Source organism: Chryseobacterium sp. BGA-UO-ETr-SB22 (assembly GCF_059567885.1).
Window position 1 is genome coordinate 322,719 of the sequence record NZ_JCAQOV010000003.1, and the last position, 17,138, is coordinate 339,856.

Here is a 17,138-nt window from a genome sequence, read left to right on the forward strand (position 1 = left end):
TCTATTATCTGACATCTTAATATCTAAATAAAAATGGATTTACTTACATTTAAACTTATACTTGTACTAGCACTTTTCCTGCTATCGTTAACGATTGCAGCCTACTCTACCTGGGCAGAAAGAAAAGTTGCCTCTATCATGCAGGATAGAATTGGTCCTAACAGAGCCGGACCTTTCGGATTACTGCAGCCCCTTGCTGATGGTGGAAAGTTTTTCTTCAAAGAAGACTTTACTCCGGCCAATGCAGAAAGATTCCTTTTCGTATTAGGACCAGCACTGGTGATGTTTATTTCATTGATTACAGGAGCTGTTATTCCTTGGGGTAAAAGTTTAAATATTGCAGGTACTTCTTTTGATCTTCAGGTAGCTAACATTGATGTTGGTGTACTTTTCATCATCGGAATGGCTTCAATCGGGGTTTACGGAATTATGATCGGAGGTTGGGCTTCCAACAATAAATATTCACTATTAGGTGCTATCCGTGCTTCTTCTCAGATGATTTCTTACGAATTGGCAATGGGATTAGCACTTCTTTCTATCATTATGATGACAGGAAGTTTAGATTTAAAAGAAATTACTGAAAGCCAGACTACTGGGAAATTATGGGGCGTGATTCCTTGGGTTTCCGGTATGAACTGGAATATTTTCTACCAGCCGATCGCTTTCCTTGTTTTCTTTGTAGCAGCATTGGCAGAAACCAACAGACACCCTTTCGATTTACCTGAATGTGAATCTGAATTGGTAACAGGATACTCTACAGAATATTCTTCCATGAAATTAGGTTTATATATGTTCGGGGAATACGTGAACATGTTTATTTCCAATGCTTTCATGGTGGTTCTTTTCTTCGGAGGATACAACTATCCTGGTATTGAATGGGTAACTCAGAACTGGGGTGAAAACGCTGCAGGAATCCTGAGCGTTGTAGCATTCCTTACGAAAACTGTAATCGGAATTCTGATCTTCATGTGGATCAGATGGACGCTTCCAAGATTCAGATACGATCAGTTAATGCACTTAGGATGGAAAACATTAATCCCAATGGCATTGGTAAACCTATTAATTACAGGAGCTGTAATTTTAGCATTTGCAAACTAAGAAATTTGAAAATGAGCTGATTTGAAAAGTTGATAATAAAATCAAAGCTTTATCTTTAGCCTATCATATTCAATCATCAATATTAAATAATTAAGATAACAGACAAGATTAGTCTAAAATCTAATGTCTAACATCTAATATCTATAATTAAATGAAACTTACAAACAGATCAAAAGTTGTTTCCAACAAAGAAATGACCCTTGCTGAAAAAATCTACCTTCCTGCCATCTTTACAGGGATGGGGATTACATTTAAGCATGCTGTAAGAACCGTGATAAAGGGTGCTCCCGCAGTATATTCGTATCCGGAAGTACAGAAGCCGAGAACAACCATCTGGAGAGGCCAGCACGTTTTGAAAAGAGACGAGGAAGGCAGAGAAAGATGTACAGCTTGCGGACTTTGTGCGGTAGCTTGTCCTGCAGAAGCCATTACGATGACTGCTGCTGAAAGAACTAAAGAGGAAAAAGGCCTTTACAGAGAAGAAAAGTACGCTTCAGTATATGAAATCAATATGCTAAGATGTATTTTCTGCGGTATGTGTGAAGAAGCTTGTCCTAAATCTGCCATCTATCTTACAGACAGATTGGTAGATGTGGAAACCAACAGAGGTTCTTTCATCTATGGAAAAGATAAATTAGTTGAAAAAATAAATGAAAGGATTGATATCACGACAAGACAATCCGAGAAACAAAAAAATGCGGTAAAATAATGGATCAGTTTTTATTTTTCTTGGTGGCGTTTTTAGCAGTGGCAAGTGCAGTTTACTTTGTATTTGCAAGAAATCCTCTCTATGCTATTTTGTCATTGATTGTTACGATGTTTTCAATTGCAGGTATGTACGTTCTTCTGAATGCACAGTTCCTGGCAATTATCCAGATCATAGTGTATGCAGGTGCCATCATGGTACTTTTCCTTTACATCCTAATGATGCTTAACCTTAATAAAGGAGACGAAAGTAAGAAGAACAATACTTTAAAGTTTGTTGGAGTTTTTACAGCAGGTATTCTTTTAGTAGGTGTACTGGGAGTTTTCAGAGGAGTACAGGACAACCACATTGTTGTTGAGAATGTAGACAGAGGTATTGGTCTTACAAAAAATCTGGGTAGACTTTTGTTTAATGAATATGTTTTACCGTTTGAGCTTGCTTCCATCCTAATTTTGGCAGGTATTGTAGGCGCGGTATTAATCGGTAAAAAAGATTTATAAAATTATGGGAGAAGTAAATACATTTATACAAAGCATCCCTTTGGAGTACTTCATCATTCTTTCATCAGTATTGTTCTGTTTGGGAGTAATGGGAGTATTGCTTAGAAAAAATGCTATTGTGATTCTGGGCTGTGTAGAGCTTATGCTGAATTCTGTAAACCTTTTATTGGCAGCTTTTTCAGCGTATAAAGGCAACGGCGACGGACAGCTTTTAGTTTTCTTCATTATGGTAGTGGCTGCTGCTGAAGTAGCAGTAGGTTTGGCAATTATTGCTATGCTATATAGAAATACCCGTTCTGTAGATGTGAGTATATTTAATAAATTAAGAGGATAAGAATGGAGAATCTAGTATATGCAATAGTACTTTTACCACTTTTAGGGTTTCTTATTAACGGTTTATTCGGGAAAAATCTTCCAAAAATATTGGTTGGATCTTTGGCTACAGCAATGGTTTTCGGGTCATTCTGTATCGCTGTAAGTCTTTTTATGAATTTCAATTCTGAAAGCCAGCCTGTAATCGTAAAAGCTTTTGAATGGTTTAGAGTCAATGGAATTCAAATTAATTTTGGATTTCAGATTGATCAGCTTTCTTTAATGATGGTGATGATCATTACAGGTATCGGTTCACTGATCCACTTATACTCTATCGGATATATGAGTCATGACAAAGGATTCTATAAGTTCTTTACTTATCTGAATCTTTTCATCTTCTCTATGTTACTTTTAGTAATGGGAAGCAACTACCTTATCTTATTCATCGGATGGGAAGGGGTAGGTCTTTGTTCTTACCTGTTGATCGGATTCTGGTATACTAACGAGGAATATGGTAAAGCAGCAAGAAAAGCTTTCATCATGAACAGAATTGGTGACCTTGCGTTGTTGATCGGTATCTTCATGATCGCTTCTCAGACCAATGCTGTAGATTATCTTTCTGTAGCAGAAAACGCTTCAAAATTTGAATTAGACGGAACAGTGATTATCTTTATCACAGCGAGTTTATTCATCGGTGCTACCGGTAAATCTGCTCAGGTTCCATTATATACATGGTTACCAGATGCGATGGCTGGGCCAACTCCTGTATCAGCGTTGATCCACGCGGCAACGATGGTAACTGCTGGTATCTATTTGGTAGTAAGATCCAACTTCTTATTTACCTTAGCACCTACAGTACAGGGAGGAATTTTATTCATTGGATTCTTAACTGCTGCTTTGGCAGGATTCTATGCACTTCGTCAGAACGACATCAAAAAAGTATTGGCTTACTCTACCGTTTCACAGCTTGGATTCATGTTCATTGCTTTAGGTCTTGGAGCGTATACTACAGCGATGTTCCACGTAATGACGCACGCATTCTTCAAGGCTTTATTATTCTTGGGTGCGGGTTCTGTAATCCACGCAATGAGCAACGAGCAGGATATGCGTTTCATGGGAGGTCTTAAAAAATATATTCCTCTTACCCACGCTACATTCCTTATCGGGACATTAGCCATCTCAGGTTTCCCTTTACTATCAGGGATGATCTCAAAAGACGAAATTTTAGTAGCAGCTTTCGCTAAAAACCCTATTTACTGGGTTATCTTATTTGCTTTAGCGGCAATGACTGCAACCTATATGTTCAGACTGTATTATTTGACATTCCACGGAGAGTTCAGAGGTACTGAAGAACAGAAACACCACTTACATGAAAGCCCGTCAAATATGACATTACCATTGATCGTATTGGCTATTCTTTCTGTAATCGGAGGTTTCATCAACCTGCCACACTTCATTGGTCACGGTCATTATGCCAAACTGATGGAATGGTTAAAGCCTGTTCTTACGGAACAAAGCTACAGCCAGATGGAAGCTACTCTTTCAGGAGTACCTTTCAATACTGAAATGATCTTATTAGCAGCTACAGTGATTATGTTCTTCTCTGTATGGTTCATCGTTAGAAATACCTATCTGGGTAAGAAAAAGATGGCTGTTGCAGAAGAAAATTATACCGGATGGGAAAAGCTTTCTGCTAAAAAATTATACGTTGACGAACTTTACAACGCATTGATTGTAAAAACTGTTGAAGGATTAGGACGCGGAGGAAAGATGTTTGATAAGGGGATCTTAGACCGTTTTGTAAACTTTGTAGGTGATGGTGCTGAAGACAGCGGAAAAGCTATGAAGCGTGTTCAAAACGGAAATGTAGAGACGTATATTCTTATCATGTCTTTAGCTGTGGGAATTATATTAATTGTTAACTTTTTATTACAATAATAATGTCTTGTTTATTATTAACATTATTACTATTACCTCTAGTAGGTTCGGGATTAGTTTTTGCATGGAAGAGTAATTCCAGCAAATATTTGGCACTGGGAATTGCATTGATTCAAATGCTTCTTACATTTTATATACTTTCGGATTTCGATTTTAGTCCGACGGTAGATAGTGTATTGCAGCATGAGATCAATTATCCTTGGTCACAATTTATGAAGAGTTCTCTTCACTTCGGTATCGATGGGATGAGTATGCTTCTTTTATTATTGACCAATATTCTGGCTCCAATTATTATTTTATCATCTTTCAACGAAAATGTAAACTATAGAAATACATTCTACGGACTGATTCTATTGATGCAGTTCGGGCTTGTAGGAGTGTTCACTTCTTTAGACGGATTATTATTCTACATTTTCTGGGAAGTAACTTTGATTCCAATTTGGTTTATTGCCGGACTTTGGGGACAAGAGAATAAAAGGTTTGAATTCACTACGAAATTCTTCGTATATACATTCGTTGGATCTTTGTTTATGTTAGCCGGATTGATCTATGTGTACAACCACTCTGCATCATTCGCTTTAACAGATTTATATAATGCCCAACTGAACGAAGTACAGCAGACTGTGGTATTCTGGTTTATTTTCTTTGCTTTTGCAGTGAAATTACCGGTATTCCCTTTCCATACATGGCAGCCTGATACCTATACCTACTCTCCTACTCAGGGATCGATGTTGTTATCAGGGATCATGCTTAAAATGGCAGTATACGGTGTAATGCGTTATTTACTACCCATTACTCCGCTTCCGATAGCAGGAATTTCAGGACAGATTGTGATCATCCTTGCCATTGTAGGAATTGTTCATGGTGCGTTGATCGCTATTATCCAGACGGATATGAAGAGAATCATTGCGTATTCATCTTTCTCTCACGTAGGATTGATGGTCGCTGGTATCTTTGCTTCAGCAGTAGTTACACTTAGAGGAACTTTCACTGTTGAAGGTGCTGAAGGAGCTTTGGTACAGACTTTCGCTCACGGTATCAACGTAGTGGGATTATTCTACTGTTGTGATATTTTATACAAGAGATTTAAATCAAGAGATATCAGACAAATGGGTGGGTTAGCTAAAGTAGCTCCTAAATTTGCTGTATTGTTCCTGATCATTATATTAGGGTCAATGGGAGTTCCATTAACGAATGGATTCATTGGAGAATTTATCTTGTTGAAATCTGTTTATGATTTTAACGGAACAGCAGCAGTAATTGCTGGTCTTACGGTAATTCTTTGTGCGGTGTATTTATTGAGATTCTACGGAAAAGCAATGTTTGGAGAAGGAGATGAAGCCGTTTTAAGTACAGCAAAAGATGTATCGGCTGTGGAATTTTCAGTACTGGCAAGTTTAGCGGTTTTTGTGATCTTACTAGGTATTTTCCCACAACCGGTAATCGACATGGTGAGTAGTTCAGTGAAGTTTATCTACACGGCGATGGCTAACTAAAAAATTAAAAGATTTAAAAATTAAAAAATTAAGAGATTCGAGAGAATAAAGATAAAAGGCGAAGAGATAATAGACAGGAACTTTTGAACTGAAAATTATAACTCTAAACATTGAACTTTAAACTTCAAATCTCACATCTCAAATCTATATTATGAGTGTTTTAATTATTGTTTTCCTAACGGCAGTTATTGCGTTATTTTCAGGAGTTTTTGAACAAGGAAAATTCGCAAGATACATTGGGATTTTGGGATTAATCATTGCATTGTACGTAAGTTTTATGCCGGAATGTTCGTTCTTCGACCATTACAAGCATATGTATGAGTACAGTGACAATACGGCGTTATTCACTAAAATATCAATTGTAACAACATTATTATTGTTCTTCCTGGGAGGTTTTGCATTCAGCAACCACAGAAGCCACCAGTCAGAATTATATGCATTGATGCTATTTGCATTATGTGGAGGGATTATCCTTTTCGGATATCAGAACCTTGTGACGATGTTCCTGGGAATTGAAATCCTTTCCATTCCATTATATGTAATGGCTGGAGCTAACAAAACTGATCTTAGATCTAACGAAGCTTCTATCAAATATTTCCTTATGGGTGCATTCGCAACAGGTTTCTTACTGTTCGGGATTGCGTTCATCTACGGAAGTACAGGAAGTTTTGACCTTTACAAGATTCATGATTTTGGAGTAGCTAATTCAGGGAATGTAATGTTCATTTTAGGAGTATTACTGATTCTTTGTGCATTGGCATTCAAAGTAGCTTTGGCACCTTTCCACATGTGGAGCCCTGATGTATATGCAGGTTCTCCTTCATTGATTACAGCTTTCATGGCGAGTGTAGTAAAGATCTCAGGATTCTTTGCGCTGTTCAGATTGATGACTCTTGGTTTCACTGGAGTTACTCATGAATGGATCAATGTTTTAGGCGTATTCTTAATCATTACTTTACTTTTAGCAAACGTTATGGGTCTTGCTCAGACGAACGCAAAAAGAATGTTAGCGTACTCTTCAGTATCTCATGCAGGATATATCGGATTGGTATTCTTCGGAATGACCAGCCTTTCTACTTATAACCTTGCCTTTTATTTATTTGCTTATTCTTTATCTACAGTAGGAGTTTTCATGTGTCTGATCTGGGTAGAGAAATTAAAGAGAGAGACTTCTTTCGGAGCATTCAAAGGATTGGCAAAAACTGAACCTTTACTAGCAACAGCAGCAGCAATCTCTATGCTTTCAATGGCAGGAGTTCCGTTAACAGCTGGTTTCATGGGGAAATTTGCTTTATTCTCCCAGGCTATGAACGGTGCAGCTTTCTTAGTATTAGTAGCTGTGTTAGGTTCTGCCCTATCTATCGCTTATTATTTAAGACTGATCATTGCCATGTTCTTCTTTAAAGAATCAACATTCAAATCTTCAGAAAAAGTAACACTTACTTACAATATCATTGCCGTAATTATAATTGCTTTGATTATTGTCCTTGGGGTTTTCCCTGATTTATTTGCAAGAATGTTCGGATTGTAAAATTTGAATTTAAAATATACTAAGCACAACTTTTCAGTTGTGCTTTTTTATTATAGTAATTGTAATATGAAATGAAACCAGAATAGTAAAAATGATCTGATTCATCTAAAAATCAATAAATTTATTAATCAGTAATGCTATGATACCCCTTCTCAAAAAAGAGCAATGAATGATAAAATACCTTGCACAATTTCTGAAGGCATAATTGAATTTTATATAATAAAATAAAACTTTCACCCTGCCAATATTCTGCTTTTTTCATAACTTTACTCTAAATTTCAGCTTTTGGCTAATCTCTATAAAAAAGACTCTCCTTTTCAGGTTTATATATCATTCAAAAAATATTTGGATGTCCTGGAACATATCCGATATAATGACAGATTGGAATACAGAGTCAATTATGCAGAATCTTTGATAGAGAGTATCAGAAATTTTAAAGAGCTAAGAGAAGGGTTTCAAGATACTGCACTGCTCGAAAAATATGAAGACCTCATCAGGATGCTTCTTGCTGATCTTTTCCCAACCGGTCTTACCAGAAATGAGATAAAAGCAGCAAGTATTCCTCTTTCTAATATTACATTCAACTATACTGAAAGGTTTAAAGATATCCTTAAAGACGCCGGGAAAGACTTCGAAATAGAACTCAGAAATATTTCAGATAATGAGTTTTATGTATTCTGCTGCTGCCTTATTCTACAGAGCTACTTCAAAAAAGATATTAAAAGTATAATCCCGTTCTATTATGACATCCCCAACAAACAGGGGATTATGAAGCATTATAAGATTACAGTCAACTCAGATTTTACGGAAATTACCCCTACAGAAGAGGCTAAAATCCCATCTGATGATGTTCTGGATATGCTGCTGGAAAATCTGGATGATTTTAAACTGTGGAAAAAACATTTCCCATCAGAATCATGGATACTGAAAGGATTTACCATTATCTCACTGGTAGATTGCACCTCTGAAGTAGCACTTTCCGACCTGAAATCAAGCATGATTGAAATTGACCCCGAAGATTTGAATCCCAACGAAAATCTGACTGAAATTTTCAAATCTTATTTTGATGTTCCGGAACTTAGTTTCGGACTGATGACTTTCAACAAAAAAGAACAGAAGCTTGATAAACTTCCCATTTATGAAAGTCTTCTCACCAATCATATACTCGATTTCTGGATCAATACTTTTGATGAAGAAACCCGTAAGAATACTTTTAATAATTTAAATCATAATTCAAAACCCGTTGTTGTTTCTAATGTAGACAACCTGGATGAAAATGTCAAACAGCTTCCTTCCTTCAGTATTTTAAAGGATAATAATATCAACAGCTTCATGGTAATCCCTATCATGAAAGACGGTGACCTCCTTGCGATCATGGAATTCACCTCTCCTATTGCTGGCAGCTTCAATGGTTTAAAACTCAAAAAACTGGAGTTTTTTACCGATATGATTCTTTTCTCTCTAAGCAGATTCTACTTTGAGAAAAATTATCAGATAGAAGCCATTATCCAGCGTGAATATACTACCATCCATGACAGTGTAGTCTGGAAGTTCAGAAATGAAGCTGAAAAATACTTTACCGCATCACTAGGAAAGAAAATATATACATTAAAGCAAATTGCTTTTAAAAACCTTACTCCGCTGTTTGGGGTTTCGGATATCCGTTCTTCTTCGGAAAAACGTTTTAATCTGATGCTTCAGGATCTTAATCAGCAGATTGAATGGCTGAATGAGATTTTTATACTCACTAATTCCGATTCAGAAAAATTCCTGCTGGCACTGGATATTTTTGAAAATGAACTGAACAATGAAATCAAAGCCGATACAGAACAGCGTTTTCAAAGATTATTAAGGGAAGAAATTCATCCTTTTTTACAGGGAAAACTGGAAGTAAAAACTTCCAGAGAAATAAAGGCAAAAATTAAAGACTACTTTTCACATATCTTTACCCCTACTGACCTGTTTTATCATCACAGAAAAAACCTGGATGACTCTATCACTCTGGTCAACCGGAAACTGGCGGATTTACTGGATGAAAGCCAGATAAAAGCACAGGAAATTTTCCCGCACTACTATGAAAGATTTAAGTCTGATGGTGTGGAACATAACCTGTATATTGGTCATACCATTGCTCCTGATCTTCACTATACCTCAAAAGTTGTTCACAAACTGAGATACATGCAGCTGAAAACCATCTGTAAAATGGAACTCGAATTTCAATCGTTCAAAAAACAACTTCCTGTACAGCTGGATATTGCCTCATTAATCTTTGTTTATAATGAAAAAATAGACATCCGTTTCCGAATGGATGAAAAGCGCTTTGATGTAGACGGCGCCTATAATTCTTATTACGAGATTATCAAAAAACGTCTGGATAAAGCCCATGTGAAAGATTCTGCAGAACGCATCACTGCTCCCGGAAAAATCACTATCGTCTACTTCGGAATGGAAAACCAAAAGGAATACCTCGATTACATTTCCAGACTTCAGAAAAAAGGCGTATTACAGCATGACGTGGAGTTTCTTAAGGTAGAAGATCTTCAGGGAATTACAGGCTTGCTGGCACTGAGGGTTTCTTTTATGCTTCCACAGGAATAGAAAATAAATTTAATCTACAAAATAAGTATCCGGCTTCTTCAATTCCCCTTGAGGAATTCCTGCCTGTTCAAAAATAGAAAACTCTATGGTACGACAGATACTGTTCAAAGCAAGATCATTTTCTTCCTCTCCAAAAGGCTCTCCAATTTCCTGAATAATGGCATCAAGAGCGATAAAGGTATAACTGATGAGCAGCACAATCAAAGGCATCATCCAACCTAAAGAATCTACCAGTCCGAAAGGAAGCCAGAAGCAATACAGGTACACGGTACGGTGCAGCAAAACACTATAGGCAAAAGGTAAAGGAGTATTATAAATTCTCTCACAGCCACCGGAAATATTAGAAAACTGGTTAAGCTGATGATCCATAGATGCCATCACGATGGTATCAATATTTCCTTTTTTATTCTGTTCGTTGAGCCAGTCAGCAATAAATCCCAGAATAATATTAGGAATGAATTTTTTATCTTTTACCTGCTCAAGCTCTTCATGAGAAAGTAGCCTTTCAAGATGCTCTGTACCGGATTTATCCCTCAATTGAAAGTTCAGAGACCAGCAGAATGCAGAGATCAGCCTGATAATCCTTTCTTTGTCTTCTTTAGCTTCGGGAGAAGAATCATTCACTAATGATAAGATCTGTCTCGTCAGAGATCTGGTTTCAATCACAAGTAATCCCCAAAGTTTCCGGCCTTCCCAGAAACGGTCATAGCTCGCGGAATTACAAAATCCCATAAAAATGGCCAATGCCAATCCTATCAATGTAAAAATAGTAGGGTTAAGATGTACTTTATAATCAAATACTTTTCCTTTGAAATAGTAGATAGATACAGAAAACAGCGTAATGATCGTAAGCTGAACAATAATTTTCTTCAGCACAGAACCTCTCCATATAAATAACATTTTCAGCCAATTTGTACGCTGTCTGACTATCATTTGTGAATGTATATCTTTTAATTAAATACTAAGAAAAGCAACCCCGAAAGACAAAACAGAGATAATAATCCCTGCCATAAAGATCTTATAGGTAATTGATAAAAGCTTGTACTTTCTGTCTAAAACTTTCCCCAGATAATACAGATCTTTTACCATAGAATCATAAATATAGTCTCTGTCTTTGATAAGGTCTTTCATCGCATTGTGATAATCATCAAACAACATCTGCTGAAAGTTTCCGAAGAACAGCAGGTTTACTTTTCTGTTCGCAATATCCTGAGACGTAAAAGTTGTTTTGGTCACATTCGGTTTTGTAGACAGGATAGCAAATATGATCGTCATTACGCTGGACAATAACAATATAAAACTCGGAAGAATCAAATGTGAATTTTTAGGAGCATCCAGCTTAGGAATTAACACAGAAAGACAAACCGAAATAATGATTGCATTTACAGATAAGAGGATATTGGCCTTGCTGTCTGCAATATCACTTAGTCTGGTATGGTTGTTAAGTGTTACTCTGAATAAAGTATCTACACTTCTGTCTGATTTTTCTTTTTCCTTTTTCCCTTCAGAGCTTTCTTTTTTTTCCTCTTTCTTCTCTTCTTCTTTTCCCAGCTTCTTTTCGATCTTTTTAATATTCTTCTTTTTCAGAGGTTCCCAGTTTTCTTTGGCATAATCTGTATAGAAAGTATGCTTATTTTTCAGCATATCAAGATTTCCGGCATTCCATTCTTCATTAGAAAAGCATCTTACATTAGTCAGTTCCCATTCTTTTCTCAAAGCATCGGAAATATCGTTATAATCATGACCTGCAAAATGACTGAAATCAGCATCTTTTACGATTTTTTCCAGTAAATTCTGGGGTTCATAATATATCTTCGTAGCCAGAATCAGTTTCTCAACATCCGCTATATAATTTTCCGGATAATTTTCCTGCTGTAAAAAGGCTTTCATCACCTCTACACTCCTCTCTTCATGGTTCAGGGCACATTCTATATACCCCGTATCATGAAACCATAATGCTACAAGTACTTTCTCCTGATCCTCTTCAGAAACAGGGGTATTTTTCATGATTTCCTCAGCCTTATTCACCGTATAGGCAGTATGGATAAAATTATGATAAAAATATACTGAAGATAACTTATCTTTGAATAAGATTTCAACATAATTTTTGGCTTTTTGTAGAATGCTCATTCCTGAATTTTTGTTAATGTAAATTTATGAATTTATCCTTTAAAACTCATCTAAAAAATACTTCTATTGTTCTTCGAACTGTAATGTCCGCAGGAGCCCTTTATTCCTGTGCTACCTATAACGTACAAAAGGGCAAAAACTTATTTGAAGTAAAAGATTCTGAGATAAAATCTGAAAATGATTTTAAACTTTTTCTGATTGGAGACGCAGGAAACGCAGATGAACCTCAGGCACAAAAGACACTGAGTTTACTGAAAAACAAACTTGATTCTGCCGACAGCAATTCTATGCTGATCTTTTTGGGAGACAATATCTATCCAAATGGGATGCCCAAAGAAACAGATAAAGAGTATGAATCAGCTAAAAATAAACTGGAAAATCAACTTGCCATAACCAAAAATTTCAAGGGTAAAACATTGGTAATTCCCGGAAATCACGATTGGTACAACGGAATAGAAGGATTGAATACTCAGGAGGGATTGGTAAAAAAATACCTTGACGACAAAAAGGCTTTTCTGCCTAAAAACGGATGCCCTATTGATGATATCAACATTTCTAAAGATATTAAGCTTATTGCTGTTGATTCGGAATGGGTGATTGCAAACTGGGACAATTATCCGGGAATCAATAAAAACTGTAATATCAAAACCCGTGAGAATTTTTTTGATGAATTTAAAGATCTCATTATCAAAAATCAGGGTAAAAAAATCATTGTTGCTTTACACCATCCCATTATCAGCAGCGGAACCCATGCAGGCTTTAATTCTGCAAAGTCACATCTTTTTCCTTTAAAAAGTAAGGTTCCTGTTCCTGGTGTTGCAAGCTTAATCAATATTTTAAGAAGTTCCTCAGGAGCCAGTCCTGAAGATATCAATAACCAGCATTATGCGGATCTGGCCAACAGACTGAAAAGTATTGTTCAGGATAAGGAAAATATTATTTTTGTTTCCGGACATGATCATAATCTTCAATATCATGAGGATGAAAACATAAGACAAATCATCAGTGGTGCTGGTTCTAAAACAGATCCGTCTACCATTATAGAAAAAACTGACTTTTCCTATGGAGGCAGCGGTTTTGCTGTTTTAAATTTCAGAAAAGATGAAAGTACTGATGTTGAATATTTTTCCACAAAAGATGCACAGCTTCAAAAACTGACTCATATTTCAGTAATTTCCAAGCCGGATGTATTTATCAATAATTTTCCCAATTCATTTCCGCAGACATTCTCTTCCACTATTTACCCGGTACAGCTTACTCAAAAAAGAAAATTTTACCGTTGGCTTTGGGGGGATCACTACAGAAATTATTACGGAATTCCGATTGAGGCTCCAACGGCCAATCTTTCAGAATTAAATGGCGGATATATCCCTTTCAGAGAAGGTGGAGGAAACCAATCCAACAGCTTACGATTGAAATCTGCTGACGGACAGGAATTCGTCATGCGTGGAGTGAAAAAAAGTGCCATCCGTTTTCTTAACAACATGGCTTTCACAAAAAGTACATTAGGAGAAGAACTTACGGATACTTTCCCTGAAAAGTTCCTATTGGATTTTTATACTACCAATCACCCTTTTACTCCGTTTACGATTGGAAATATGTCAGAGAAACTGAATATTCTGCACAGCAATCCAAAACTGTATTATATTCCTAAACAGCAAGCTTTGGGAAGATATAATGAGAATTACGGAGATGAAATGTATATGATTGAAGAACGTTTTTCTTCTGATCCTAAAACATTGGCCTATCTCGGAAATGCAAAAGACATTGTTTCTACGGATGATGTATTAAAGAACCTCAGCAAAAGCAATAAATATTCTGTTGACAGAGAATCTTACATCAGAGCAAGATTATTTGATATGCTTATTGGCGACTGGGACAGACACTCAGATCAATGGAAATGGGCAGAATATGAAGTGGGTGACAAGGTAGTTTACAAACCAATCCCTAAAGACAGAGATCAGGCATTCAGTAAATATGACGGAGCTGCATTTAGGCTTATTATGAATGTTCCGGCAATCCGCCATATGAAAACCTTTACAGAAGATATCAGCAGTGTAAAGTGGCTTGCTATGGAGCCTTACCCAATGGATCTGGTCTTTTTAAAAGGGGCTGATCAGACAGAATGGGAAACACAGGCAAAATATATTCAGGAACATCTCACTGATGCGGATATTGATGATGCTTTCCATAATCTTCCTAAAGAAGTACAAGACAGCACCATTGCTGAGATCCAGAGAAAACTGAAAGTAAGAAAAACAAAACTTCAAAGCTACGCTGCTCAATATTATAATGTATTGCAGAAAAAAGTACCGCTGGCAGGAACTGTAAATCCTGATAAGTTTATCATTACCAAAGACGGGCACTCAGTACTTGTACAGCAATATAAACTGGGCAAAAATAAGGATCAGAACGAACTGGTTTTTGAAAAGACCTATCATGATTCTAAAACAAAAGAACTGTGGATCTACGGACTGGAAGATGATGATATTTATGAAGTAAAAGGCACCGGAAACCCTAAAATGAACATCAGACTGATTGGTGGATATAATCATGATACGTATACTGTTGCTGATGGAAGAAAAGTGAAGATTTATGATTTTAAATCTCAGAAGAATACCTATAATGCTGGTAATGCAACCAAAAACATCACTGATGATTATGACATCAACAGCTATAATTATAAGCACCCGAAATACAATTCTTTTGCAGGATATCCAAACCTGGACTACAACCCGGATGATGGTGTTATTGTAGGTGTTCTGGCCAATTATACCGTTAATAATTTCATCCGTGATCCTTACACCCAAAGACACAGCTTAAAAGCTAATTTTTATACTGCTACAGCAGGATTTAGCCTTACCTATAAAGGAGTATTTAAAAAAGCAATCTCAGGTTGGGATTTCAATCTGGACGCATTTTATACGACTCCAAGGTTTTCTCAAAACTTCTTTGGACTGTCTAATGAAAGTGAATATGACAAAGAAAGTACAGAAAGAGAATACAACAGAGCCAGAATTTCAAAATTCAACTTTGCACCTTCTATCTCTCAGAAGAGCTGGATGAATCTGAGCCATCAGTTTCAATTGACTTTTGAAGATAATAAAGTACAGAGAAAAGCTGACCGCTTTATCAATCAGTCACCGGACGTAAGACCTGGCGTATTTAACAGCCAACAGTTTGTAGGAGCCAATTATACATTTGGTTATAAAAATGCGGATAATGCAGCCTTCCCTACTCTTGGGCTGGAATTTATGCTTAATGCAGATTGGAAAGCAACTCTTTCTGATTTTAATAAAAATTTCCTGACTGTAAAAGGAAAGCTTGCTGTTGATCACAGAATTGATAAGAAAGGAAAATTTGTTTTTGCCAATGCCAGTAATGTCATGTGGATGAATAACAATAATTTTGAATTCTATCAGGCAGCGACTATTGGAGGTAATAATGGAATGAGAGCTTTCAGAAACGAAAGATTCTCAGGAAGATCCTATTTTACCAATAACTCAGAAATACGATGGGATTTTGGGAGAGTAAGAAACAATATTATTCCTGCAAATATGGGAATCCTTATCGGATATGATATCGGCCGTGTATGGAATGACAATGAAAATTCCAGAAAATGGCACCAGTCTGCCGGCGCCGGTGTTTGGCTGAGTATTGTAGAAATGATGTCTGCAAGACTGAATTATTTTTATGGTTCAGACGGCGGAAGACTTTCGGCAGGGATAGGAATGAAGTTTTAAGTGATTTCGTTATAAAAGAAATTAACTCAGATCTACAGCACAACAATTAAAAAGGAAGTTCAAAACTCTGGTTGTCAATTAATTAAATTAACTATTATTGAACATTCAAAAAAAAAATCAATTTTAATTAAATTTAATAATTCTAATTTTCAGCTTACATTTTTCACTAATAAAACAAATATGGCTTTTAAATAAAAGCCATATTTTCAGCTATATAAGTCAATGCAACACATAGCACTATATGTTTATCAATTCTTTAAAAAAAGGACATTTTAAAAACATTTTATATTTGCTGCAACAAAAAATCAACAGATGATGAAAAAAAAGCTATTATATATGGCACTATTTGTCATGTTTATTCATTTAAATGCACAGATAGGGATTAAGACTTCAACACCTCAACATACATTACATGTCAATGGTTCACTGCAGGTAGTTAAAGACCTAAATGTAGGCGGTGATGATAGAACAAAAGGTAATTCAGGAAACAAAGGGGAAGTTCTGATGTCAAACGGAGCTGGAAATACTCCGGTATGGAAAACGATAGAATCTGAAAACTTCTTAAAAGTGGTCTACGTTGGAAATAAAACAGACATCAGCCCATCCAGCGGTAGTTATACAGGAACACATTCTACTCCAGTCAGCACACATGAAAGTTATTCACAAACCTATGTTTTCAATGTGAGCAATAAGATTGATACTGCTTATTTGACTTATAACTCATCAACAGGGCTTTTCACAGTAGTAAAACCTGGGTTCTATAATATTGTTCCTTATGCAACCTATGATTTGAATTTAAATCCATCAGGACAAACTGCAGGAACAGCCAATTCTTATATCCAAAAAGTATCTCCTGCATTGACAACACTTGCAGGAATATCTACCGGACATGGAGAGCGTACTACAGGATTGAATCATAATCTTTCATCCATTAACTTTTTTAACACAGGAGAAACCTTTAGAATACGCTGCCGATATACTCAGGATTTCCGTTTATCGAGTGGTAATATTCACATTTCTTACCTTACTCCATAAGTTGTAAAATGTCAATCACTTCAATACATTCATATATTCAAAAACCCCACA

General features: G+C 36.3%; 12 protein-coding genes. 10 read left to right on the plus strand and 2 right to left on the minus strand.

Annotated elements, in window-relative coordinates:
* Positions 1-33 precede the first annotated feature (33 nt).
* The 8 genes from nuoH (at position 34) to AC57AW_RS03405 (ending at position 10,179) form a co-directional block, all read left to right on the plus strand.
* Entirely contained in the window at positions 34-1,098 is a 1,065-nt protein-coding gene (gene nuoH, locus AC57AW_RS03370; protein WP_124530867.1) for an NADH-quinone oxidoreductase subunit NuoH, read from the plus strand.
* Positions 1,099-1,249: 151 nt separating this feature from the next.
* Positions 1,250-1,807, plus strand: a complete 558-nt coding sequence (locus AC57AW_RS03375; RefSeq protein ID WP_040996950.1) for a NuoI/complex I 23 kDa subunit family protein — start codon at positions 1,250-1,252, stop codon at positions 1,805-1,807.
* Positions 1,807-2,304, plus strand: a complete 498-nt coding sequence (locus AC57AW_RS03380) for an NADH-quinone oxidoreductase subunit J family protein (protein WP_318848598.1) — start codon at positions 1,807-1,809, stop codon at positions 2,302-2,304. The genes AC57AW_RS03375 and AC57AW_RS03380 overlap by 1 nt, the downstream gene beginning before the upstream one ends.
* 4 nt (positions 2,305-2,308) lie before the next feature.
* Entirely contained in the window at positions 2,309-2,638 is a 330-nt protein-coding gene (gene nuoK / locus AC57AW_RS03385) for an NADH-quinone oxidoreductase subunit NuoK (protein WP_047494345.1), read from the plus strand.
* Between the two features lie 2 nt (positions 2,639-2,640).
* Positions 2,641-4,554, plus strand: a complete 1,914-nt coding sequence (gene nuoL / locus AC57AW_RS03390; RefSeq protein WP_496350822.1) for an NADH-quinone oxidoreductase subunit L — start codon at positions 2,641-2,643, stop codon at positions 4,552-4,554.
* 2 nt (positions 4,555-4,556) lie between these two features.
* Positions 4,557-6,050: a complex I subunit 4 family protein gene (locus tag AC57AW_RS03395; protein WP_496350823.1), complete on the plus strand. Its 1,494-nt coding sequence runs from the start codon at positions 4,557-4,559 to the stop codon at positions 6,048-6,050.
* Between the two features lie 151 nt (positions 6,051-6,201).
* The gene (locus tag AC57AW_RS03400; RefSeq protein WP_318848595.1) at positions 6,202-7,581 is read left to right on the plus strand and encodes an NADH-quinone oxidoreductase subunit N; all 1,380 of its coding nucleotides are present in this window, start codon (positions 6,202-6,204) and stop codon (positions 7,579-7,581) included.
* Positions 7,582-7,866: 285 nt separating this feature from the next.
* Positions 7,867-10,179, plus strand: coding sequence for a GAF domain-containing protein (locus tag AC57AW_RS03405; protein ID WP_496350824.1), 2,313 nt, complete (start codon positions 7,867-7,869; stop codon positions 10,177-10,179).
* Positions 10,180-10,188: 9 nt separating this feature from the next.
* On the opposite strand, the gene AC57AW_RS03410 is transcribed toward AC57AW_RS03405, so the two are convergent.
* Entirely contained in the window at positions 10,189-11,112 is a 924-nt protein-coding gene (locus AC57AW_RS03410) for a bestrophin family protein (protein WP_496350825.1), read from the minus strand.
* A gap of 21 nt (positions 11,113-11,133) precedes the next feature.
* Positions 11,134-12,309, minus strand: coding sequence for a Pycsar system effector family protein (locus tag AC57AW_RS03415; RefSeq protein WP_496350826.1), 1,176 nt, complete (start codon positions 12,307-12,309; stop codon positions 11,134-11,136).
* A gap of 26 nt (positions 12,310-12,335) precedes the next feature.
* Between AC57AW_RS03415 and AC57AW_RS03420 the strand changes: the two genes are divergently transcribed.
* Both AC57AW_RS03420 and AC57AW_RS03425 read left to right on the plus strand, forming a co-directional pair.
* Complete coding sequence (locus tag AC57AW_RS03420; RefSeq protein ID WP_496350827.1) at positions 12,336-16,052, plus strand: metallophosphoesterase; 3,717 nt, start codon at positions 12,336-12,338, stop codon at positions 16,050-16,052.
* A gap of 336 nt (positions 16,053-16,388) precedes the next feature.
* Positions 16,389-17,087: a hypothetical protein gene (locus tag AC57AW_RS03425; protein WP_496350828.1), complete on the plus strand. Its 699-nt coding sequence runs from the start codon at positions 16,389-16,391 to the stop codon at positions 17,085-17,087.
* Positions 17,088-17,138 lie beyond the last annotated feature (51 nt).